The organism is Rhodoferax sp. GW821-FHT02C08, from assembly GCF_059421805.1.
In genome coordinates, this window is record NZ_JBWKVR010000029.1 from 26,109 (window position 1) to 50,065 (window position 23,957).

16 protein-coding genes are annotated in these 23,957 nt (G+C 62.6%); 6 read left to right on the forward strand and 10 right to left on the reverse strand.

The window, feature by feature from the left end:
• Window positions 1–292 precede the first annotated feature (292 nt).
• Both AC07VY_RS23730 and AC07VY_RS23735 read left to right on the forward strand, forming a co-directional pair.
• Complete coding sequence (locus AC07VY_RS23730) at window positions 293–1,738, forward strand: family 43 glycosylhydrolase (RefSeq protein WP_495106250.1); 1,446 nt, start codon at window positions 293–295, stop codon at window positions 1,736–1,738.
• Between the two features lie 219 nt (window positions 1,739–1,957).
• Window positions 1,958–2,434 (forward strand): hypothetical protein, encoded by a 477-nt coding sequence (locus tag AC07VY_RS23735; protein WP_495099645.1) that lies wholly within the window; start codon window positions 1,958–1,960, stop codon window positions 2,432–2,434.
• A gap of 179 nt (window positions 2,435–2,613) precedes the next feature.
• Here AC07VY_RS23735 and recJ read toward each other — a convergent pair whose 3' ends face one another.
• The 10 genes from recJ to AC07VY_RS23785 all read right to left on the reverse strand — a co-directional run bounded on the left by recJ (window position 2,614) and on the right by AC07VY_RS23785 (window position 19,460).
• The gene (gene recJ, locus AC07VY_RS23740; RefSeq protein ID WP_495099644.1) at window positions 2,614–4,338 is read right to left on the reverse strand and encodes a single-stranded-DNA-specific exonuclease RecJ; all 1,725 of its coding nucleotides are present in this window, start codon (window positions 4,336–4,338) and stop codon (window positions 2,614–2,616) included.
• Window positions 4,335–5,285, reverse strand: a complete 951-nt coding sequence (locus AC07VY_RS23745) for a phosphoglycerate mutase (RefSeq protein WP_495099643.1) — start codon at window positions 5,283–5,285, stop codon at window positions 4,335–4,337. The genes recJ and AC07VY_RS23745 overlap by 4 nt, the downstream gene beginning before the upstream one ends.
• A 63-nt stretch (window positions 5,286–5,348) precedes the next feature.
• The gene (locus tag AC07VY_RS23750) at window positions 5,349–7,472 is read right to left on the reverse strand and encodes a site-2 protease family protein (RefSeq protein WP_495099642.1); all 2,124 of its coding nucleotides are present in this window, start codon (window positions 7,470–7,472) and stop codon (window positions 5,349–5,351) included.
• Window positions 7,472–8,812 carry an efflux RND transporter periplasmic adaptor subunit gene (locus AC07VY_RS23755; RefSeq protein WP_495099641.1) on the reverse strand — a complete coding sequence of 447 codons (1,341 nt, stop codon included), beginning with the start codon at window positions 8,810–8,812 and terminating at the stop codon, window positions 7,472–7,474. The genes AC07VY_RS23750 and AC07VY_RS23755 overlap by 1 nt, the downstream gene beginning before the upstream one ends.
• 9 nt (window positions 8,813–8,821) lie before the next feature.
• Window positions 8,822–9,574: an efflux RND transporter periplasmic adaptor subunit gene (locus tag AC07VY_RS23760; protein WP_495099640.1), complete on the reverse strand. Its 753-nt coding sequence runs from the start codon at window positions 9,572–9,574 to the stop codon at window positions 8,822–8,824.
• The gene (locus AC07VY_RS23765) at window positions 9,571–11,067 is read right to left on the reverse strand and encodes a TolC family protein (protein WP_495099639.1); all 1,497 of its coding nucleotides are present in this window, start codon (window positions 11,065–11,067) and stop codon (window positions 9,571–9,573) included. The genes AC07VY_RS23760 and AC07VY_RS23765 overlap by 4 nt, the downstream gene beginning before the upstream one ends.
• Window positions 11,068–11,091: 24 nt before the next feature.
• Window positions 11,092–17,112, reverse strand: a complete 6,021-nt coding sequence (locus AC07VY_RS23770; protein WP_495111394.1) for an Ig-like domain-containing protein — start codon at window positions 17,110–17,112, stop codon at window positions 11,092–11,094.
• 140 nt (window positions 17,113–17,252) lie between these two features.
• Window positions 17,253–18,110 (reverse strand): sulfotransferase family protein, encoded by an 858-nt coding sequence (locus AC07VY_RS23775; RefSeq protein WP_495099637.1) that lies wholly within the window; start codon window positions 18,108–18,110, stop codon window positions 17,253–17,255.
• A 41-nt stretch (window positions 18,111–18,151) separates the two neighbouring features.
• Window positions 18,152–18,301, reverse strand: a complete 150-nt coding sequence (locus AC07VY_RS23780; RefSeq protein ID WP_495099636.1) for a hypothetical protein — start codon at window positions 18,299–18,301, stop codon at window positions 18,152–18,154.
• 322 nt (window positions 18,302–18,623) lie between these two features.
• The gene (locus AC07VY_RS23785; RefSeq protein WP_495099635.1) at window positions 18,624–19,460 is read right to left on the reverse strand and encodes a cupin domain-containing protein; all 837 of its coding nucleotides are present in this window, start codon (window positions 19,458–19,460) and stop codon (window positions 18,624–18,626) included.
• A 118-nt stretch (window positions 19,461–19,578) separates the two neighbouring features.
• Here AC07VY_RS23785 and AC07VY_RS23790 point away from each other — a divergent pair, with 118 nt between their 5' ends.
• The 4 genes from AC07VY_RS23790 (at window position 19,579) to AC07VY_RS23805 (ending at window position 23,952) form a co-directional block, all read left to right on the forward strand.
• Window positions 19,579–20,589, forward strand: coding sequence for an alpha/beta hydrolase (locus tag AC07VY_RS23790; RefSeq protein WP_495099634.1), 1,011 nt, complete (start codon window positions 19,579–19,581; stop codon window positions 20,587–20,589).
• 380 nt (window positions 20,590–20,969) lie between these two features.
• A complete protein-coding gene (locus tag AC07VY_RS23795) occupies window positions 20,970–21,968 on the forward strand; it encodes an ABC transporter substrate-binding protein (RefSeq protein WP_495099633.1) in 999 nt (332 codons plus the stop codon).
• 110 nt (window positions 21,969–22,078) lie between these two features.
• Entirely contained in the window at window positions 22,079–23,131 is a 1,053-nt protein-coding gene (locus tag AC07VY_RS23800) for an aromatic ring-hydroxylating dioxygenase subunit alpha (RefSeq protein WP_495099632.1), read from the forward strand.
• An 11-nt stretch (window positions 23,132–23,142) separates the two neighbouring features.
• A complete protein-coding gene (locus tag AC07VY_RS23805) occupies window positions 23,143–23,952 on the forward strand; it encodes an ABC transporter ATP-binding protein (RefSeq protein WP_495099631.1) in 810 nt (269 codons plus the stop codon).
• Window positions 23,953–23,957 lie beyond the last annotated feature (5 nt).

Here is a 23,957-nt window from a genome sequence, read left to right on the forward strand (position 1 = left end):
GCGTGGGGTAAGCCTGCGTTTTGACCATGGAGCCGGTCGCGACGCACTTCCTTAAAAAATATTTTTGCTATCGCAACCGTGCGCAATTTCATGGCACGAATTCGACAACCCCCTCTACACTTCGCGGGCCAAAAGGCGCTGACGCCGGTTCTGCCATCTCGATGCTGCAGGCCGGCACGGAAGTAAAAAAACGGGTTGGCCCCTCGCGAGGCATGGCCCACATTGGAGACAAATTGAAATGGTTCGTTCTTACCTACGAGGGCTTGCGTTCGCCCTGCCTGCCGCGTTGTGCATGCTCGTTCCGGTCACACCGGCTGTTGCGGCATCTAGTACCTTTATCAATCCCGTAGGTCCAACTAATGCATCGTCTGCCGATCCGTTTGTGATGCGGCACAGCGATGGCTTCTATTACTACGTGCACACCACCCAGGGCTGGAGTTCGCACCAGACCAATCTGCAAGTCACCAAATCGCGCACGCTCAGCGGCATAGGCGCTGGAGCCACGGTAACTGTCTGGACGCCGCCTACCGGCACATGCTCGGGCAACAACTGCTACACCCAGGACGTCTGGGCGCCAGAGATTTACAACTTCAACGGCATTTGGTATTTGTACTTTTCGGCATCCGGCGATGACACTGGCAGCAACCGGATCTGGGTCATTACCAACACCAGCGCCGACCCGACAACCGGCAGCTGGAGCGCACCGAAAAAGATCCACGATACTTTTGACGGATGGCAGATTGACCAGACGGTGACCACGGTAAATGGCCAAATGTATATGGCCTGGTCTGAGTTCGCGGGCAAGGACCAGCATGTGGTGATCGCAAAAATGAGCGATCCGACAACAATTGTCCCTGGCGTGCGCGGCACCACGGTCTTCATGCCCACGCTGGCATGGGAGACCTCGGGCTCGCCAGTGAACGAAGGACCGCAGTTCATCGTGCATGGCAGCAAAGTGCACTTGACCTTCTCGGCCAGCGGCTGCTGGACCGATGACTACAAGCTGGGTGAGTGGACTGCCAATGTCGGGGCCGACCTGAGCGTCGCATCCAACTGGACCAAGAACGCGACACCGTTTCTGCAAAAAGGCCCAGGTGCCTTCGGCCCGGGCCACCATGCTTTCGTCAAGTCGCCTGATGGTGCAGAGGACTGGGTCGTCTACCACGCCAACCCCGCTTCTGGACAAGGTTGCCTGGACCAGCGCACCACCCGCATCCAAAAGCTCACCTGGAGTGGCGACACCATGGTGGTGGGGGCGCCCACGGTGCCAGGTACTCCGGTTACTCGCCCTTCCGGCGAAGGTACGGCCACCATTCTGTACCGCATCCGCAACCAGGCAAGCGGCAAGGTAATGAGCATCGACCGCGGTGCCGCAACCGCCAACGGGGCCGCTATATGGGACTGGACCAACTTCAACAACACGGACCAGCTCTGGGCACTGGACCCCACTGGCTCTGGCTTCGTGCAGTTCACCACCAGCTTCAACGGCAATGTTGCGGACGTTTTCGCCGGCAGCACGGCGGCGGGAGCATTGGTGAAGTCGTATGTGGCCAATGGCGGCGCTAACCAGCACTGGAAGCTGAGCCCCACCGACACCCAGTACTTCAAAGTGCAAAACCAGAAGAGCGGCCTGACTCTGGATCTCAAGAATGGGGACCTCAGCGATGGAGCTGTCATACAGCAATGGACCAATAACGACCTGGCGCCCCAACGCTGGTTGTTTGAGCGGGTGAACTAAGCCGTCAAGTCCATAGCGTTGATGGGTCACTGGGTGAAGCCTGCTTGGATCCTGGGCGCGGCGGTTTTGGGCGCGGGCTTGCTATGGTACGGGTTTGACTCAGCACAGAGCCCGGAGCCGGTGGTGCTCGCGCCGTCCTCGGGGGCGGGTGCTCCCTTGATGGCTAGCACGGCCTCGGCCCCAGTGTCTTGCCCGGGCGGGGGCACTGCGTGTGACGCCATGCCCGGCGAATCCGCCATTGCGTCACAGCCGGCGCTTGCCCCACCATCGGACCCTACGGAGCAGGCTGCCAGCAATGGCAATGTGCAGGCCATGGGAATGCTGCTGCATGTGCTGAACAGCTGCCCACGGGCAGGGCAGCCGGCGGACTCCCGTTCCGCCGAGCGCTGCGACGCCGCCCAGGTGCAGGCGCCCCGCTGGCTTCGTCAACTGGAAGCGCTGGTGGAGCAGGGCGATGCCCAGGCGCAGCAGGAGTTGCGGCGCTTTCTGGAGAGCCGTTCCGCCGACGCACCGGCGGTTGCCGGCTCGCCGGCCGATGGTGAGCGCGAGGCCGCGCGTTGGGCCACCCAGGACGAAGTAGACCGTGCCAGCGCCTTGCTGCAAAGGTTGGCGCGTGGTGAGCTCTCGCCAGCGACCCCGGTCGAGTCGCCGACGCGGGGCCGCCCAAGGTCAGATCCGCAGGGGCGCGTGCAGTAGTTGCACTGCTCCGCACACCCGGCGCACGCCGCTACAGGCACACAAGGGCGGTATTCATCTGATGCTATTGAAGTAATAGCTGCTAGCGCAGGGAAAGATTGCCGCGGTGGGCTAAAAGGCTTGCAGATTTGCTGCCATGGCGCGCTATTCACGCTAGGCTCGCACGCCAGTTCCCGCGGCTACTCCTCCACGCCTTCCACCAGAAACTGCACGCGCCGCTGGCCCTGCCACTCGTTCACATCCAGGCGGAAGGCCAGGGTCACCCGGGCCGGCAGGCTCTCGGTATGGCCGAACCAGATGCCATCCACCGGCTGGCCCTGGTGCTTGAGTTTCAGCGACAAATGCTTTTCGCCGACCAGGCGCTGCGACACCACCTCGACTTCTTCGCTGAAGGTCGGTGGTGCAAAGCCCTGGCCCCAGACCTCCTTGTGCAGCACATCGACCAGCTCGGCGCGCCGGTATTCGGGCGCCAGCGGGCCGTCGGTTTCCAGGCGCCGCGTCAGGGTGGCGGCGTCCAGCCATTCCAGCGCCACCTGCTGCAGGCCTTGCTCGAACTGTTCGAAATTGTCTTCGTGCACGGTGCAGCCGGCAGCCATCGCGTGGCCGCCAAAGCGCAGCAGCACGCCCGGGTGCCGCTTGGCCACCAGGTCGAGTGCGTCGCGCAGGTGGAAGCCAGGGATCGAGCGGCCCGAGCCTTTGAGCTCATGCTCCTTGCCCGGCGCCTTGCTGGCGGCGAACACGAAGATCGGCCGGTGCAGCTTGTCTTTGAGGCGGCTGGCGACGATGCCGACCACGCCTTCGTGGAAATCGGGGTCGAACACGCAGACCGCTGGCGGCGGCTCTTCGGATTCGTCGAACAACGACTCGGCCACCAGCATCGCCTGGTCGCGCATGCCGCCCTCGATCTCGCGGCGCTCGCGGTTGATTTTGTCCAGCGTGGTGGCGAGTTCGGTGGCGCGCACTGGGTCGTCGGTCAGCAGGCATTCAATGCCCAGCGTCATGTCGGCCAGGCGGCCGGCGGCGTTGATGCGCGGGCCGAGTGCAAAGCCGAAATCGAAGGTGGTGGCCACCTTGGCCTGGCGCCCGGCTGCTACAAATAACGCAGCTAGTCCCGCAGGTTGCGCCTGAGCGCGCAGCCGTTTTAAGCCTTGGGCTACGAGGCGGCGGTTGTTTGCGTCCAGCTTCACCACGTCGGCCACCGTGCCGAGTGCCACCAGGGTCAGCAACGGGTCGAGCTTGGGCTGGTTCTCAGCGGTGAAGACGCCACGGCGGCGCAGCTCGGCGCGCAAGGCCAGCAGCACGTAGAACATCACGCCGACGCCGGCGATCGACTTGCTCTCGAACGTGCAACCCGGCTGGTTCGGGTTCACCAGCACGTCGGCATTCGGCAGCACGATCAGGCCGTCTTTCAGCGCGGGCAAGTGGTGGTCGGTCACCAGCACCTGCAGGCCCAGGGCCTTGGCCTCGGCCACGCCTTCCAGGCTGGCGATGCCGTTGTCCACGGTGACCAGCATGTCGGCGCCGCTGTCCTTGACGCGGCGGGCGATGCTGGGCGTTAGGCCGTAGCCGTCGGTGACGCGGTCGGGCACGATGTAGTCGGCATGCTTGGCACCCAGCAGGCGCAGGCCGCGCAGTCCCACGGCGCAGGCGGTGGCGCCGTCGCAGTCGTAGTCGGCGACGATGCAAAGCTTTTTATCTGCGGCAATCGCGTCGGCCAGCAGCACAGCCGCGGCCTGCGTGCCCAGCATGCTGGAAGGCGGCAGCAGCTTGCCCAGGCCGTCGTCCAGCGCGTCCTTGTCGGCCACGCCACGGGCGGCGAACAGGCGCGCCAGCAGCGGGTGTACACCGGCTTGTTCCAGCGCCCAGACGGCGCGCGGTGGAATGTCGCGTGCTGTAATTTTCATAGCACCTCTAGCACGGTATATAAGCGCTGGGGGCTTAAAAGGCTTGTTATTTTTTGCATGAAACTGCGCGGCGCGGCCTCGAAGCTCTGTGCATTGCGCTCGCCACACAGGGTGAGTTGCACTTTGTGGCCCTGGTCCAGCGCGGCCAGCAGCTCGGTGCAGGCGTTGGCGTCGATCTGCTGCCAGGCGGCGGCCCAGCCGGCCCAATCTTCGTACTGCGCGGCTTGCAGCAGGGTCAGTGGCATGCGGGGGGCGGCCGCTGGCGGCGGCGGGGTGGGCAGGGCGCCAGCGCCGCTGACCCAGAAGGAGTTGATCGGCGCCAGCCCGCGCTCCGTGCGTGCGTCGTTCACCGCATGGGTGTAGAGCAGCATCTGCATTTCGCTCTGCAGGCGGCGCAGTGGGCCGGCTTGCGCGGTGGGCGGCATCCATTCGTCCACGTTGCGCGCGCCTACGCCGCTGACCACGCGGTCCAGCGAGGCTGTGGCCAGGCCGCGGAAGACCTCGCTGTGCGCCAGCCAGCGCGTCGGGCTGACGTATTCCAGCTGGATGCCGTCTTCTTCAAAGAAGGGCCGCACGGCGGCCAGGATGGCGCGGGATTCGGCCTCCTGCAGGTTCAGGCTGTCTGGGTGGGGCATGGTGATGTGGTCCGTCATCACTTGCCAGTGGCAAGGGGTGATGAAGGCCCAGGCATGGCCGTCGGCCGCGGCGCCCGCTTGCCAGGCAGCCCAGGGGATTTGACCGTCGGCGGCACCCAGGCCGTAGTGGCGGGCCAGTGCGCGTTCGTGGGGGGGCGAGAGGCTGTCGTCCGGCCCGCTGTCTAGCACGGCCGGTGTCAGGCGCGCCAGCAGGCGCTCCAGTTTTGGCAGGCGCAGGGTAGCCAGGGCTTGGCGGCAGCCCTCGGCCTCGCTGGCAGCGAGGGGGATCAACACATGGAGAGAGGTAGACATGGGGCTATTGTCCCGGATGGGGCGTTGTGCAGCTTTACGCCATTTCAGCGTGAAGTCAACACGCTACAGTGCTGCTTCGGCTTGCAACGCGGTTGTTAGCCATAACCAGGCTTGCATAACCATGCTATGGCCCCGGCTTTGCAATTGCACTACTCCAGGCATTTCGCGCAGCGGCGCGCGGGTCTGGCCGGTATCGTCCTGGCAGCCCAGGATGCGTACGCGGAACAGGGCTTGCAGTGGTACCAACTGCTGCTCCGAGCGCTGGGTGGCGATGGGCCCGCCATAGGTGGCGGCCAGGGCCGGCTGGTCCAGTGAAGTCAGCGGCAGGCGGTCGATCTCGCCGATGCGGCAGTTCCAGCGAGGTTGTTCCAGGCGCTGCGCGATAAAGACCGCGCTACCGGCGGCCTGGAGTCGGGCCAACGCAGCCTCGTCTACAAAGGCTTCACCCTTCACGCCTTGGTCGCCAACGACCTGCAGCAGGCGCTCGCCCGCTCCAATCACGGCGGAAACCTGCAGCGCCGGGTTGGCGTCGACGACGCGGCCATCGAAGGGGGCGCGTACGGCCAACTGTGCGCGCTGGCGCTGCAGGCCCGCGACTTTCTCCTGTGCGCTCTGCCATTGCTTGGACAGGGCCGGGCCGAGCTGCATCAATGCGCTGTTGAAGGCCTGCTGCTCCAGCTGCCAGCGCAGCAACTGGGCCTGGCTGCTAGCCTGGGCCAACTGGGACTCGAGCTCTGGCGACTGCAGCTGCAGCAGTAACTGGCCCTGGCGGACCCATTCGCCGTCTTGCGCTTGGAGGGATGCAACTTCGGCCAGAGCCGGGGCATACAGGCTCTGGGCTTGGCTTGCGCCCACGATGGCCGGTGCGCTGGTACGTGACTGCCAAGGCAGCGCCAGTAGCAGAAGCAGCGCCAACAACAGCAGGCTGCTGCGGCAGGACTGGTAGCACCAGCGAAGCTCGGCGCGGCGCCGCCACCAGACGGTCAGCTCGGACACGATCGGCCGTAGGATGAAGTAGCTCAGCTCCACGGCCAGCAGCAACAGGCCCAGCAGCTTGAAAAACAGGTGGTAGACCAGCAGCGCGATCGACAGGAACAGCACCAGCCTATAGAGCCAGGTGGCTAGGCCGAACAGGATCAGCAAGCGTTGGCGTCCGGGTGTGAAGTGCTCGGGCGGCGGCTCGTCCCAGCCCAGCAGTGCGCGGCGCAGTGCCCAGCGGGTGAGGGCAAAGGCGCGGGGGTGCAGATTGGGCAGGTTCAGCCAGTCGGACAGCAGAAAGTAGCCGTCAAAGCGCATGAAGGGACTGGCATTGATGGCCAGGGTGGCAACCCAGGCGGTGGTGGCCAGCATGAAAACCCCGGCGCGCAGCGGGCCGTCGGGCAGGAAGCTCCACAGCAGGGTGGCCAGTGCCGCCAGGACCAGCTCGGCCAGCATGCCGGCCGCGCCTATCAGCAGGCGCTGGCGCCGCCGGGGCAGCTTCCAGGCCTCGTTGGTGTCGGTATAGAGCACCGGCACCATCACCAGAAAAGCCACGCCCATGCTGGGCACGCGACAGCCGAAGCGTTGCGCTGTCAGCGCATGGCCGAACTCATGCAGTAGCTTGGCAAAGCTCAGCGACAGGCCGATACCGACTAGCCCGGCGACGCCGCCGTAGGCCGAAAAGGTGTGGGTAAATTCATCCCAGCGTCGCGACACCAAAAACAGGCCGCACAGCGCCATGGCGGCTACTGCCCACCAGAATCCCGGTGTAAATACCAGCGCGAAGGCCGGTGCCAGGCGCTTGAGGATGGGCATGGGCCGCAGCAATGGCACGCGAAAGAACAGGTAATTCTTGAGCAGCCACTGCAGCTGGTTGGGTCGGCTGGCTTGTGCCGCACGGGTGAGCTGCGCGGTATGTCCGGGCATACCCGTCTGCAGCAAATGGTGGCGTGCCAGGAAGTCGCACAGCGCGGCTACGTCTTCGGTTTGCAGGCGCAGCGTGGTCTGGCTGTTTACGGCTGCCAGCAGTGCGGTAGTCTGGCCCAGTGGCCAGCGTGTCAGTAGTTCGAAAGCTTGCCAACTGAGCTGGTAGAAGCGGTTGGCCGCAGGGTCGTGGAGAGTCCAGCTGGGGGTGCCGTTCTCCTGGGTTGGGCCGGGGTGCAGGCTTAGTTCCTGGCGCAGCGGAGGCAGGTGGTCTAGCGTGGCCATTACCAGCCCAGCCATTGGCGCAGCCCGGTGAGCGGCCGGCGCAGCGCGTAGTAGCCCAGTGGTACCCAGTCGCCGTAGACCCGCACGGTACCGGTCTGGCCCAGGCGTGGCGGAGGCTCGTCAGGATTGAAGCGTGCCTGGATGCGGTAGGCCAGGATGCCGTCTTCGGTCAGCTCGGCCCGGTAGGCGATGCGGGTGATCGTCGCACCGTAGGACTCGGTGGGCGAGGCGTTGGGGTACAGCTTCAATTCGCCGCCCAGTGCGATGCGTATCGCCTCGGCGGCGGGCAGGTAGGCGCTGAGTTCCAGTTGGCTGGGGTCGGCCAGGGTCATGACTTTTTCGCCCGCGGCCACTGCCTTGCCCATCCAGTTGTTGGGGTCCGAGAACACCACGACCCCGGCGCGCGGCGCGCGCACATGGATGCGGCTGAGCTGGCGGGCGCTGAAGTCGGCCTCGATGGATTTTTCTTCCAGGCGCGCCTTGTTCAACGCCATGTCCAGCTTGCCCTTGTCATCGGTCACCGCCAGTTGTGCGCTTTGGCGGTAGGACTCGCTGGCCGCATCGCGCTCCTTACTGACCAGGGCTTGCTGGCCAGCCAGCACGGTGGCGTCCAGATTGAACAGCGCGGCCCCGGCTTCGACGCGATCGTTGGGCTGCACCTCCACACGGTCGATCACACCGGCCAGCGGCGCGCGTACCAGCAAGGGGTTCATGGGCTGGACTTCGCCTTTGGCCAGCACGCTCAGCCGCAGCGGCAGGCACAGCACGAGCAGCAGGCCCAGCAGCACCCGGCGGCGGGTTTTGCCAGGGCGGGCCCAGTCGCCCAAGCGATCGCGCCAGTGCTGTTGGGGGGCATAGCGGGCCTGCGCATGGGCGTAGGCATGGGCCAGTTCGGCGGCCAGTGCCAACTCGCGCGCCGTCCAGGGAGCATCGCGTGCCAGCAGCAAAGCGCCGCTGAGCCGGGTACCGGGTGGATCCAGGCGCAGATAGAGGGCATGGGGCGGCAGCCATTGGGGCCAGTCTTCCGCCAGGTCTGTATCCAGATCGGCGGCACACAGGGGGGTGATGGGGGGGCTCTCAATGCGCCGCCGCTGCCAGCGGAACAGACTGCCCAGCCATTGCACATAGGGTGCATTGCTGTCTGTTTCGGGTACACCGGACAGCGCGCTGACGCGGCCCAGGGCTCCGTCGCGCCACAGCGCTGCCTGGCGGTAGGGCAGCAGGCGCAGCGTTTCGTTGACCAGCACAAAGCCGAGCGATTCTTCGCTATCGGCTTCGCGCGCGCGGCGCATCAGTTGCAACAGGGTGGCGAGTTCGCGGCCAGGGTCGGGTGCATTCATGCCCACGCTTCACGGAAGGACAAAATTAGCCCAGCCGCTCATGCCGGGCAGTAGGTCTGCGCTGCTACCCTCGACCACACCGATGGCCAGCACCGATTGGCTGACCGGATCGATCTGCGCGCCCAGGCGCTCGACGCGTGCATTCACCGTGCGGCCCAGCTCATCGACCTGCACGTTGAATTTGGCACCAGGCTTGAGCCAGGCCAGCCATTTCGACGGCACGATCATGCGCAGCTCCAGGCTGCTGACATCCAGTACCTCCAGGATCGGCGTGCCCGGGCTTACATATGAAAACGGCGCGGCGGATCGTTTGGCCACCCGGCCGGTGAACGGTGCGCTGATGGTGCATTTGGCCACCATCGTCTGCATATAGTGAAGTTCTGCGGTCGCTTCCTTGGCTTTGGATTGGGCTTGTTCCAGCTCCAGCTGGCCTATGGAGTTGAGCTCGGCCAGGCGGTTGTTGACCTTGACCAGTTGGCGTGCTGCCTCCAGTGTGGCCTCGGCTTTGCTCAGCTGGGCGCGGTAGCTGCTGCATTCGAACTCCACCAGCAGCTGGCCTCGGCCAAAGCTGCCGCCTTCAGGCACCGGCAGGCGTGCGATCTTGGCGGAAAGCTCGCCAGCAATCACTACCGCGTTCTTTGCCATCAACTGGGTGCGTATGCGGCCCTCGTCGGATTTGGCTGGGGCAGGTGCTGGGGGCGTTGCGGCAAGCGCTGGTATCGACAACGCAAGCCACAACGCCGCGCTCAGGCGGAACCTCATGGCTTGCCATCTCCTATCGTGCCCTGCCAGCTGGATTCGGCGTTCTGGAAGGCCGCCGTCAATGATGCCAAGTCATGGCCCGCAGCCTGCTGCGGCAAGGGGTCCAGGCCCAGCGTGGCGCCTATTTGTCCATAGGCGTTTTGCAGGTCACCATAGCTTTGGTAGAGCCGCAACTGCGACAGCACCACATTGGCATTGGAGAGTATGGCTTGCAGTTTGCCCTGCGAACCGCTTTGGGCGGCGTTGCGGGTTTGCTCGAAAATGCGCTGTTCCACCGTGTTGAGTTCGCGCTCCAACCCGTACTGGCGGGTGCGCCCTTCGTAGTCCAGCACGGCAACGTAGACTTGGGTCATCACCGCCATATTCAGTGCCAGCCGCTGCTCTTTGGCCACTTTTAGTTGGGCCTCAGCGGAGTCGCGGATCGTACCGGCGTTCAAGATGTTGAACAGGTTCCAGGTCAGGTGCAATCCGGCATCGCTCCATTGCTGGTTGACCAGGAAATGGTTGTCATCGCGGTGGGTTCCAAGGCTGAACTCCAGCCCGGGCAGAATTTTGGCGATAGCCTTGCGCGTCTCCAGCGCGCTGATGCGCTGGTTGTAGCGGGCTTCCATCAGTTCGGGCCGGTTTAGCAGCGCCATTTCCTCCATCTTGTCTTGCGTCATGTTCAGAGCGGGTACTGGCAGCTCGTTGCTGATCTTGACCTCAAAACTGCTGCCCGGTGCCACATTCATGATGCTGGCCAGGCGCGGCTTGGCCTGGGCCAGTGAGGCGCGGATCTGCGACATCTGGCGGATGATGTCGAGCAGTTGGCGCTGGTAGTTGAGCGCCTCCAGCGGTGCGCGCAGCTTTTCTTTTTCGATCTTGCGCGCATCGGTCAGGGCGCTTTCGGCGTCCTTCAAAAGCGTTTCAATGGGTTCGGCCAGCTGCTGTGCGCCTACGGCCTGCCAATAGGCCTGCCGTACCTGCTGCATCAACTGGTGCGCCACCTTGCGTTTGCGCTCCTGCAATATCAGCACACGGTCGGATTGCTGCTGGGCGCTGTAGTAGCTGACACCCAGGTCCAGCACGTTCCAGCTCAGGTTCAGGTCGATGGTCTTGCTGTCACGTTCGCTGGAGATGGATGGCACCAGCGATTCCTTGCCGGTGACCACGTCCTGCGAGCTGGACGCGGCGTCGTTGCTGCGGTGGGTGTAGCCGGCGGCCAGGGCCAGGCGCGGCAGCATGTCCATATTGGAGAGTTTGAGCTGGCGCTGTGCCAGGGCTTCTTCCATCAGTTTGACACGGAAGTCCAGGTTGTGTTTCAAAGCCCGGGCCATGGCTTCTTCCAGGCTGATCGCCCCTGTGACCGCATCCTGCTGGTCGAACAAGGCCTTGTGGTCCTCGGCCAGGCTGGCCTGGCGCTCGTCCATGCCGATTTGTCGGGGCTGTACGGCACAGCCAGTGGCGAGTGTCGCCAGAACCAGGAGCGGCAGCAGTTTGAGTTTGTGTTGCATGGCGATGTCCTTGTGGTTCTGGGGTTAGGCAGTGGCAAGAAGATCCAACAAGGCATCGCAGTCCCGCTCGAAGGCCGTGTGGCCGAATTGCGCGAGCTGTTCATGCAGCCCAGGCTTGCCCTGCGGCATCAGAAAGCTTGTGCCACCGCCAGGGACGACTGGTGCATCGCTTTTTTCGAACGAAATCTCCATGCGGCTGATGGCCTGCGCGCCGCTAGCGTCACGGACCACAATTTCCAGCACCAGAGTCTGACTCTGTCCAGGTGGTGCCTTGCCGCTGAACCAGCCAGTAGCTGGATCAAAGCGTATCCAGGGGGGCAGGGCGCTGCCATTGGCTTGGCGCACGGCAATGCTGACGCGCGCGTCCGGATCTTTTTGGCTGAAACTGTCAGCAGGCAGGGCAAAGCCAAAGTTCTGGCCGCTCTGGATGCTATGGGTTCCGAGATCAGGCAGGGACCTGATGGCCTCGCGCTGGCTTGGATCGGCCATTGTGATGAATGGGGTGTCGCGGACCGGTATCGAGGTTGCGTGGCCATCGGAGGGGCCGGCACCTACTGTGGGCAGGTTCAGGGTAAAGCCAATCGACTGGCCAGGCGGGCTGTACAGCTGTAACCCATTACCGGCTTGGCTGCTGCCAAAGGGATCCAACGTGAGCGATGGCGAGGCTGTTGCGCCCGTCCCGTTGCTAAAAACGGCCAATACGATATTGGGTGTGACCGGCCCGAGCTGGATCGGGTCGCTGCCGATGGTGGGCACTGGCGGACTGGGGGGAGGCAAGACCTGTATGGCAACCGGCGGGGCAATAGGTGCTGGTGGGGCGGTGGATTCCGGCGGGGCAATGGCATATGCCGCGCCGCTGAGAGAACCTTGCAAGCCATTGCCAGCGGCATCGCTGATATTGTTGCCCGCTCCGGCTAGGCTGAGTTGCAAAGCGCCTGTGCCGCTAATGCCCGAGATGGTTACCACATAGGTTTGGGCATCTACCTGGGTCAGTGCGGAAATCGTGCCGGTTACTGTGCCATCCTTGGTTAATTGAAAGTCTCCAGCGTCCAGCCCTTGCACCGCTTCGGAAAGGGTGACTGTGTAGTGCACGCTGTCGTCGGAGGTTGGCGAACTGTCCAGGGGGCTGACGCTGAGAATCGTTGGTGGGGTGGTGTCGACCAGAACCCCGCTGGTGGAGCCCACGCCGTTGAGCGCCAGGGCCGTGGCGTTGCCTGCCGCATCGCGTAGCGTCGCACCGTTGAGCTCCAGGCTGCTGGCGACAGAAATGCCGTTGGTATCGGTATGGCCTGTCTGTATGGTGTACTGGAATACCAGGGACGTGCTGCCGGAGCCGGACATATAGGTCGCATAGACGGTGGTGCCGTCCAGGTCGATAGGCAGGCGCGGTATGCCACCAGCGGTATTTACGACCACGGCTTCGGAGGTCTGGACCGTGAAGCTGAGCACGTCGCCAGCTTTGTAGTCGCCAGCCGCCGGGACATCCACAGAAGTCACGCCAGGGGCCACGGCATCGACCAGCACGCCGGCCGTACTGCCCACGCTGTGGAGCCCCGTGGCTGTGTCATTGCCAGCTGCATCGCGCACGCTGGCGCCGTTCAAGTCCAGGCTGCCAGCCAGGCTGATGCCTGAGCTGTCGAGCTGGCCCGAGGTGACGCTGAGGCGGAACACCAGGGCGCTGGTGCCTGAGCCGGATAGATAGTTGGCATAGGCGACACCGCCGGTATCGAGGCTGACCGCGATGCGCGGTGTGCCGCCGCTGGTATCGACCAGCACGGCCTCCGACAGATTGACGGTGAAGTCCAGGTTCTGCCCGGTTATGTAGGTGGCGTCGGCCGGCACGCTGACAGAGGTGACGGTGGGGTTCTGTGTATCGACGATGTAGTTTGTGGAGTCGGTCGTGCCTGTGCCGGTGTTGCCCGCCGTATCCTGCACGCCAGTGTTGTCGATGCTTATTAGGTTGGTGGTATCTGCGGTGCTGGCAGCAGGTGTGAAGGTTGCGGTCCAGGTGATGCCGCCATCGCTGGAGCTCACCGCACTCAAGCTGCCGTTGGCGATGGTCAGGTCGGCATTGGTAAAGCCAGTGACTGCTTCGCTGAAAGTGAAAGTAACCAGTGAGGTTTCACCGGTGGCCAGTGTCGTATCGGCGAACGCAATGGTTGCGGCGGGGCGAGCGGTATCGATGGCGTAGTTGTTCGAGTCCGTTACGCCAATGCCGCTGTTGCCCGAAGCGTTGGTGAAGCCGGTGTTGTCCAGGCTGATCAGGTTGGTGGCATCTGTCACGCTGGTTGTGGGTGTGAAGGTCGCGGTCCAGGTGATGCCGCCATCACCGGATGAAACGGTGCTCAGTGTGCCGTTCGCAATGGTCAGGTCGGCGTTGGTGAAACCGCTCACTGCCTCCGAGAAGGTGATGGTCACCAGCGAGGTTTCACCTGCCTTGAGGGTGTTGTCGGCTACTAGGATGGTGGCAGTCGGCACTTCGGTTTCGACAGCATAGTTGGCCGAGCTTGTGGTGCCCGCTCCGGTATTGCCGGCCAGGTCGGATATGCCACTGTTGCTCAGGGTGATGACGTTGGTGGCGTCGGTGGTGCTTGCGGTCGGGGTGAAGGTTGCGGTCCAGGTGATGCCGCCGTCACTGCTGCTCACTGCGGTCAGTGTGCCGTTTGCGATGCTTAAATCACTGTTGTCGAATCCCGTCACCGCTTCGGAAAATGTAACGGTCACCAACGCGGTTTCGCCTGGTTTAAGAGTCGTATCGCTCAAAACGATGGTGGCCGTTGGACGTTGGCTGTCGAGGGCGTAGTTGTTGGAATCGGTGCTGCCGGTCCCGGCGTTGCCGGACAGGTCCATCACGCCGGTGTTGTCCAGGGTAATCAGGTTGGTGGCGTCGGTGGTGCTGGCGGTCGGCGTAAAGGTTGCCGTCCAGGTGATGCCGCCGTCGCCGCTGCTGACGGATGTCAGCGTGCCGTTGGCAATTGTCAGGTCGGCGTTGGTGAAGCCGCTCACTGCTTCAGAGAACGTGAAAGTGACCAGCGAGGTCTCGCCGATGCTCAGAGCATTGTCTGCCACCACGACAGTTGCAGTGGGCCGCACGGTATCGATGGCGTAGTTGTTGGAATCCGTCGTGCCGCTGCCGGCATTACCGGATGCGTTTTGTACACCACTGTTATCCAGGGTGATGACGTTGCTGGTGTCGGTAATTGCGCCAGTCGGGGTGAACGTCGCCGTCCAGGTGATGCCACCGTCGCTGCTGCTCATGGCGGTCAGCGTGCCATTGGCGATGCTGAGGTCGGCGTTGGAGAAGCCGCTGACGGCTTCACTAAAGGTAATGGTCACCAGAGACGTATCACCGATTTTCAGCGCGTTGTCTGCCACTACGATAGTTGCTGTCGGCAGCACGGTATCGATCGTGTAGTTGCCGGAGTTGGTGGTGCCGCTGCCGGTATTGCCGGCCACATCGGTCACACCAGTATTGGCCAGGGTGATGACGTTGCTGGAGTCATTCACGCCGACGGTGGGCGTGAAGGTAGCTGTCCAGGTGATGCCGCCATCACTGCTGCTGACCGCGGTTAATGTGCCATTGGCAATCGTCAGGTCGGCGTTGGTGAAGCCGGTTACCGCTTCGCTGAATGTGATGGTTGCCAGCGAGGTTTCCCCCGCTGTCAGCGCCGAGTCGGCCAGCACAATCGTGGCGGTCGGACGCTGGGTGTCGATAGCGTAGTTGTTTGAATCGGTGCTGCCGGTGCCGGCATTGCCAGACAGGTCAGCTATGCCCGTGTTGTCTAGGGTGATCAGGTTGGTGGCGTCGGTGGTGCTGGTGCTCGGGGTGAAGGTTGCGGTCCAGGTGATCCCGCCGTCACTGCTGCTCACCGCGGTCAGTGTGCCGTTGGCAATGGTCAGGTCGGCATTGGTGAACCCACTGACCGCTTCGCTGAAGGTGACGGTCACCAGTGAGGTTTCGCCGGCTTTTAATGCGTTGTCGGCGACCACGAGGGTTGCTGTGGGCCGTACGGTATCAATGGCGTAGTTGTTGGAGTTTGTGGTGCCAATACCCGCCGTGCTCGTCGATGTGCTGCTGACACCGGTGTTATCTAGGACGATGTGGTTGGTGGCACTGGTGACACTTGAGCTGGGGGTGAAGGTCGCAGTCCAGGTGATGCCACCGTCGCTGGAGCTGACTGGGCTGAGGGTACCGTTGGAAATCGTTAGGTCGGCATTGGTGAACCCAGTCACTGCCTGGTTGAAGGTGAAGGTCACCAGCGATGTGCTACCGATGTGTTGGGCCGTGTTGGTGACCACGACGGTCGCGGTCGGGGCTGGCGCATAGCTGGTATTCAATGTGCCGCCATCGTTGAAGATGTTGTTCACGGCTGCTGTGCTGGCGCCGGTACTGCCGCCGCCCAGCGCCGGACCACCGGAGCCGCTGCCACCAACGTTACCGGTCATGGCGGCGAAGTTGGCAGCGGTCATCAACAACGTGCCTTTGTTCCAGATTGCACCGATACCTTTACCGGCCGCACCACCGGAGTCGGCGGAACCGCCTAGACCGCCACCGCCACCACCACCACCACCGGCGGCGATGTTGCCGGAAATCACTGAGGTGCCAATGACCGTCAGGGTGCCGCTACTGGCGTTGTAAATACCACCGGCGGCCGACGCCCCGGCCCTGCCGGGCTTGTCCCAACCGGAGCCGCCGCCGCCGCCGCCGATGGAAATCGTGCCGTTGTTCGCCGTGCCCCCCGCACCACCGCTGCTGTAGTTGGCAGCCCCCACACCGCCCGCGCCACCGCTGCTGCTACCGCCGCGACCGCCCATGTAGTTGGGGTTGTACCCGCCACCGTTACCGCCCGTGTTGGCACTACCACTCGTACCGGCGTACACACCCGTGCCGAAACCGGAGGTGCCACCATGACCGCCGGCTTGCCCGCCCAATGCACCGCCGCCGCCGCCACCGCCACCGACCGCGCCACCGACGTAAGGTGCGGTAACTCCGCCACCGCCACCGCCGCCCGAAGCGGCGTTGCTGGTTACGGTGACATTCTGGAGGGTCAGGTTGCCGGCGTTGAAAATACCGCCGCCCATGGCCGCCGTGCCGTCCGTACCGGCGCCAGCACCATTGCCGGTCACCAGTCCTTGTTTGATGATCAGCCCGTCGAAGGTCGCAGTGACCCCGGAATTGACCTGAAGTACCCGGGTTTTGTACTGACCATTGAGGGTCACATCGGCAATGCCGTCGTGGTTCAGGTCACCTTCCACCGTGAGGTTCTTGGTAATGCTCAGTTGCGAGTTCAGATTGACCGTCATGGTACTGTTGAACGTCACTGTGTCACCCGCCACTGCATCGCTCAGGGCCTGACGCAGCGTACCGACGCCGCTGTCTCCGTTGTTGTTCACGGTGATGGTTGCGAGGCCATACTGGTACGAGGCCATGGCCTGGGCCGACAGTACGTTGCGGCTTTCGATGGTGCCAGTGGCGATTTCCAGGGTCCAGTCGCCGCCCAGTCCTGTGCGGTTGGTCGACGCGGCAATATCGCGCCCGGTGTATTGCGCCAGGGAGTCGACAAAGGCGATACCCTTGTCGTTTCCGGCGGTGTTGCATGCGTAGAGCAGGATATCGCCGCCGACATGCATGTCATTGCCGATGCGTGCCAGCACATCGGCTTGCGTAGCGACGTTCTCGGCTGACAGGTAGCTGCTGCCTAGCCAAAGGTCCCCGGCATTGCCGTGGGCAATGATCTGCACCGAGCTGACACCTTGGTGTTGATCAAGATAATTGGCGATCTGCTGCAAGCCGTCCTGTCGGTCTTGCAAGTAAACAATCTGAGTACCTTTCGCCACATCGCGCAAAAGGCTGGGCGCATCGACAACGCGTGCATCGATAAAAACGACAGCGTTGGTGTTTGCGGGAACGGCATTGTCGGGCGCGGGTGGGGGGGCAACAACGTGGCTTTTCTCCATGGCAACCGCCAACGGTGCATCCAAATGGGGGACGGCGTGGGTGATCACAGTGGCTTCGGCCGTGGCCACTGCGGCGCCGTCAAACATAATGCGTGGCTCAAGCTGCATCATCAACGCTGGCCGGGGAGGGGCCGGTCTGGCATCTGCCGTGGCAGCCGCCAAAGTCGTGCGTGCTTCAGGTCTGAACCATTTCGCCATTATGTTTTTCATAGCGTATTCCGGTGGTGTTATGGGCTCAACCCCATTGGTTCTTTGTTGCCAGTGATTCGAATGACATTGGCGGCACTGGCAGCACCGTCTTGCCAGAAGGACAGGGCTGCATACTGTTTGAATAGGTCTGGCGGCAGCAGGGTGGTGCGGGCCTGGATTTCCACTTTGGATCTGACCCTGTGCAGTCCCTTTACGCCGAGAGCCTGGTCGAATTCGGGTGCGTCATAACTGACCTGATGGAAGTCATGCCTGAACCAGGGTTCTTCCAGGAAATCGTAGACAAGGCGCAGGCATTTTTCCGGCGCTTGGGCCAATAGGTCGTAATCGACGAGCAAGAGTGACTTTGCGTGCTCTCCGTAATAGGCCTCCTTCAATCCCGTCCAGGCATAGCCGACCAGGCGGTTGCGCAATGCGAGTGTGTCTACACGGCTGTACACCGTACTGCGCTCGCTGTCGTCCGTAAAGAGTTTGGTGTTTTCGTACGGGTTGGCGCGGTAAAGGCGTTCAATGCTGTCCATGACCCAGGCGACATTGCGTACGCAGGCAATGACTTTGGCTGTGGGGAATAAATCCAGCACGGCGGGCATGCGTGCGCACCACATGCGGTTGGTGTCGAAAATGACCTCTTTGTCGGACTGATCTTCGTAATAGGTTTTAAACAATCCGCGCAGCAAGCGCTGGCGCTGGGTTTGATCGATGGTTGCACCGAATTCGCTGCCAGCACTGAACTGGTTCAGCATTCCAGACAATAAAGTGCCGACCGGGCTGGTCATGCCTGCGTGAAAGCGCGGGTTCTGGCGCAGAAGGGCCGCTAGCAACGTGGAGCCTGAGCGGGGCAGGCCGGAAATAAAATGAAATGTATGGAGGCTGGACAAGATGGCTTATCTCTTTGCGTTCATGGGGTTCTCGCACCGGGTTAAAGCGTTTTGCGTATGGAGCCTCCATTGGCTTCTTTAAGCGGGCCAGAGATAACGCTAAATGCAGATAAGCGAACGGTATGCTGGTACGTGCCGTTGGCAGCCATGGCTTTAGCTAGCTGGTGCAGCAAGTGGTTGAAGAAATGCATAGCTTGTCTCCATACGTGGGCGACAAAACATGCAATAGGGCATGCGCCGCTGGGTATCGATTCGTAATCACCCGCGAGGCTTCTGCGTGAGCCTTTAGCTGTCAGGTTGTGTTTTGACTGTAAACCTTTGGTAAATTTTCGAACGGGAAACTTACCTCAATTGGAGGATGCATTCGGGGCAAAAGTCATATACCGATCGACATTGCAATGGCCTATGCCCGCCGCCATGTGGCAGCACCATTGGGATGTACGACTTTTTGTCTGAGCAGGCTTTTAGAACGTAGACACGTTCTAAAAGTTTGCGGAGATGCAGCCTCCGCACTCAAGTGGACTGGCGAGCCTGCTTCCACTCACGCGGGGTGAGTCCGCTTTGGGCTTTGAATGCGCGGGACAATGCGGCCTCACTGCCGTACCCGACTTCGTTTGCGATGTTTTTCAACTGCTGCCCTTGCAGCAATGCCTTTTGTACCAGCCGTACCCGCCACGCCTGCAGATAGACCCCGGTCGTAGAGCCCACCGTGTCGCGAAAGGTGTTGGCGAAGATGCTGCGCGACATGCCCGCGATATCGGCCAGGCTCTCCAGCGACCACTCCTTTGCAGGTTGTTCATGCATGGCCGTGAGGGCTTTGCGCAGCTTGGGGTGCGACATGCCTGCCAGCAGGCCACTGTGGATGCGCTCCGTCTCCATGAGATGCCGCAGGATCTGGATCAGGACGATTTCAAACAGCCGGTCCACCACTTCGCGGCGGCCGCAGTTGCTGCCAAACGCTTCCTCGAAAAGCAGTGCCAGCACGTGGTCGGCGCGGTCAATCTCCTTCAGGGGCAGGCAGACCACGTCGGGCAGGGCACCCGCGATAGGGTTGGCCAGGCCGCCTTCGAAGTGCAGGTGCGCGCAGGCCAGGTCCGCGCCGTGCTCAGTGTCTGTGATGAACTGGCGCGCCAAGGGCCTTGGGTAGAGCAGCAGGCTGGGCTCTGTCACATGTAGCACGGGCAGTCCTGGGTGGATCGCGTCCAAGGCCCCCGCTTTCACCAGGTGCAACTGGCCGTCTCCCTGTTCTGTGAATTCGGTAATGCCGCAGAGGGCGCCCGAGTGGAACATGCGGGCCCGCACGGGGAAGTGGTGCAGCAATGCATCCAGGCGGTCGGTACAGGTATTCATGAAATACTCTAGATCAATTTATGCGTATTTTATGTGATTAAAAGTATTTCTGCGCAGATACAGTAAGTGTTGCCAAACGGCATATATCTCTACCGATTTAGTCACATAGGAGTAGCTCATGTCCTCATCCAAAGTTTTTGTAGCGTCCGTCGCAGCTCTTGTTTCCAGCGTCGCGCTGGCTGCTGGTAGCCCTGGGGTTGAACGCAATACCCAGGCATTTCTGGAGGCGGTCGCCAAGGGCGGTGGTCAGCCTCTGGAGAGCCTCTCTCCGGCAGATGCACGCGCGGTGCTGGTCGGGGCACAGCAGGGCGCCAAGCTGCCGCCCGCCGATGTAAGCGAGAAGACAGTCAACATTGACGGCAAACCGTTGAAACTCACTATCGTGCGCCCAGCAGGAGCCAAGGGCGTGCTGCCGGCGTTTATGTTCTTCCACGGTGGCGGCTGGATATTGGGTGACTTCCCAACCCATGAGCGTTTCGTGCGCGACCTGGTGGCCGATTCTGGTGCCGCAGCTGTGTTCGTCAACTACACGCCTTCGCCCGAGTCGCGCTACCCCGTGGCCATCAACGAGGCCTATGCCGCCACCCAATGGGTGGCTGAGAACGGCGCCCAGATCGACGTGGATGGCAAGCGTCTCGCGGTAGCCGGCAATAGCGTGGGTGGCAATATGGCGGCGGTGGTAGCGCTGATGGCCAAGGCCAAGGGCAGCCCGGCGTTGCGCGCACAGGTACTGTTCTGGCCTGTCACCAACGCCAATTTTGAGAATGCTTCGTATGACGAGTTCGCGAACGGCCACTTCTTGACCAAGGGCATGATGAAGTGGTTCTGGGACGCCTACACGACCGATCCAAAGCAACGCCAGGAAATCTACGCCTCGCCGCTGCAGGCCACTCCAGAGCAATTGAAGGGACTGCCACCAGCCCTGGTTCAGACGGCCGAGAAAGACGTGCTGCGCGATGAAGGCGAGGCCTATGCCCGCAAGCTGGACGCAGCGGGCGTGAGCGTCGTGGCAACCCGCTACAACGGCATGATCCATGACTTCGGGCTGTTGAATGTGCTGTCGTCGGTCCCCGCGACCAAGGCCGCTTTGCACCAGGCTAGCGAAGAGTTGAAGGCGCGTTTGCGTTGACCTAGTGCCTAGTGGTGTGGCCGGCTGCGACGCCGGTCACCTGCGCGCGCCCGCAGTTTTTTGGGACTGACTTTTCCGAGGGGCAGCGGGCTTCGCACCAAAGCCGTGCGACTTTCCTGGCACAGGATTTGCACATTCGGTACTGGAGTAGAAGCTGTCAGCAACCCGCCTCAATACAAGCCAGGCGTTGGTTGTCGGTCATTGCTCCGGCGACGTCAGCACCGTCGCATGCCCAGGCCTGATGGCTTGGACATTTGTGCTCCGTTTTATGGCGGGGCGCAACGGAGAACAGCTTGCTGCGCAGAGCGTGTGCAGCCCGCCTGGCGGCTCCGCGCGGTGCTTTCGTCTTTCCACAGCAAGTAGCTTTAGGAGAGATCGACATGCAGCGCAACCTAGCATTCCCCACCGTTCACTGGTGTGCCCGCCTGACATTGGCGCTGGCCGCCGCCACTCTGGCCAGCACTGCCTGGGCGCAAGACAAGGTCACCTTGCTGACCTCCTGGTACGCCCAGGCCGAGCATGGCGGCTTCTACCAGGCAGCAGCCACCGGCCTGTACAAAAAGTACGGGCTGGACGTGACCATCAAGATGGGCGGCCCGCAGATCAACGGAATCCAGTTGCTGGCGGCCGGCCAGGCAGACTTCATCATGGGCTACGACATCCAGACCCTGAACTCGATTGAGAAAGGTCTGCCGGTGGTGACGGTAGCGGCCTCGTTCCAGAAAGACCTGCAAGGCATCATGGCGCACGACGATGTGAAAAGCCTGGCCGACCTAAAGGGCAAGACCATTCTGGCCAATACCTCGGCCCAGACCAGCTGGCTGCCTTGGCTGCTGGGCAAGTACGGCTACAACATGGACCAGGTGCGGCCCTACACCTTCAATCTGCAGCCTTTCATCGCCGACAAGAACGTGTCACAAAGCGCCTACCTTTCGTCCGAGCCCTTCATGGCGATGAAGAGCAGTGTGCCGGCAAATTTCTTCCTGCTGGCCGACCAGGGCTACCCGCCGTACGGTACGACCATCGTCACCTTGCAGAAGATGGTGGCCGAGAAGCCCGACGTGGTGGCGCGCTTTGTCCGCGCCTCGATGGAGGGCTGGAAAAGCTACTTGGCGAACCCGGCACCGGGCAATGAGCTGATCAAGAAAGACAACCCGAAGATGGAAGACGACCTGATCGCCTTCGCGGTGAAACGCCTGAAGGAAGTCAAGGCGGTGGACGGCGGCGACGCGGCCACGCAGGGCGTTGGCGTGATGACCGATGCGCGCTGGGAGCAGACCTATAAATTCATGCTCTCGGCCGGGCTGCTGAAGCCCGGTGTGGACTGGAAAAAGGCCTACACCACACAGTTCGTGAAAGACCTGAAGGTCATGCCTTAAAACGGATTATCGGACGATGAAGAATCTGGCGAAGGCGACCACATTGGCACGCCGGCCGGTGGCGCAGAGCCGCTGCAAAGCAGGCTCTGCGCCGATGAAGGAGAGATGAAATGTTAGTCACCCAACAACCCGTATTGCGCCGCTTCTGGTACGCGCTGATGCCCATCAGCCAGCTGGACAACGGCCCGAAACCTTTCACCTTGCTGGGTGAAAACCTGGTGCTCTGGAAGAAGCAGGACGGTACGCCGGCCGCGCTGCGCGACCGCTGCTGCCACCGCACGGCCAAGCTGTCCAAAGGCTTTGTCGACGGCGACAACATCGTCTGCGGCTACCACGGCTGGACCTATGACTGCAGCGGCAGCTGCGTACGCATTCCGCAAAACCCCGAGGGCAATATCCCGGCAGGAGCCAAGGTGCCGGCCTTCCATTGCCAGAAGCGCTACGGCTATGTGTGGGTGGCGCTGGAAGACCCGCTGCGGGATATTCCGCACTTCCCGGAAGACGGCGCGCCGGGCTACCGCCGCATCTTTCAGTTCTACGAGGAATGGAAAACCAGCCCGGTGCGGGTGATGGAAAACGCCTTCGACAACTCGCACTTCAGCTTCGTGCACAAGGCGAATTTCGGCAACATCGACCAGCCGGTGCCGCAGAAGTACGAGATCCATGACACCGACTACGGCTTCGAGGCCGAGACCCTGGTGCCGATCAAGAACCCGCCGGCTGGCCACCGTGTCACCGGCAGCACCGCGCCGATGACGCAGCGGCACCTAACGAACCGCTACTACCTGCCGTTTGCGCGCCGCTTTGGCTGCCAGTACCCGGACAGCGGCATCGACCACATCATTTACAACTGCGCGACTCCGATCAGCGACGACCGCCTGATGCTGGTGCAGTGGCTGTACCGCAACGATAGCGAGGCGCAGTGCAGCACGCAGGAGCTGATTGACTGGGATGCGGCCATCACCGCCGAAGACCGCGACATTCTGGAGGCCACCGACTTCGACGCCTGTATCGACACCACGCGCCGGCAGGAATTCCACATGCCCAGCGACCGCCCGGGCCTGATGGTGCGCCGCCAACTGCTGGACCTGCTGAAGGCCCATGGCGAGGAAGAAGTGCACCAGGGCAACCGGCGCATTCCCATCCTGCCCGTGGCCGCATAAGGAGCCGCACCATGCTGATGCAAGCCCTTCCCATTCCTGTGCAGTCCCTGCCGTCTTTGCCGCCGGACGCCGCCACCGTGCTCCACGCCAACCAGGTCGAGAAAACCTATGGCAATGGCACCCATGCCTTGTCGCGCATGAGCTTGCGCATCCAGCGCGGTGACTTCGTCTCGCTGCTAGGCCCGTCCGGCTGCGGCAAGAGCACGCTGCTGAAGATGTTTGCCGGACTCGAATCACCGTCGCACGGCCATGTGCGCTGGGCCGGCTTCGACGCCCCGGCCAAGTCCGGCCTGAAGACGGCGATGGTGTTCCAGGAAGCCACGCTGATGCCCTGGACCACGGTGGCGGCGAATGTGCGCCTGCCGCTGGACCTGCACGGCGTGCCGCGCGCCGAGGCCGATGCCCGGGTCGCCACGGCGCTGGAGCAGGTGGGGCTGGGCTCGTTCGGCCAGTCATACCCGCGCGAGCTCTCGGGCGGTATGCAGATGCGCGCTTCGATTGCCCGCGCCCTGGTCACCGAGCCCGATGTGCTGCTGATGGACGAACCCTTCGGCGCGCTCGACGAGTTCACCCGCAACAAGCTGGATGCCGATCTGCGGGCGCTCTGGGCGGCGCGCGGCCTCACCGTGGTGTTCGTCACCCACAGCATCTACGAAGCGGTGTTTCTGTCCAGCCGGGTGGTGATGATGGCGGCACGTCCCGGTCGGCTGATGGCCGATGTGCCGCTGATTGAATCGGACCGATCCGAGAGCTATCGCTTGTCGCCTGCATTCGCCGACCACTGCCGCGAACTCTCAGCCTTGCTGATGTCTGCGCACTGAAGGAG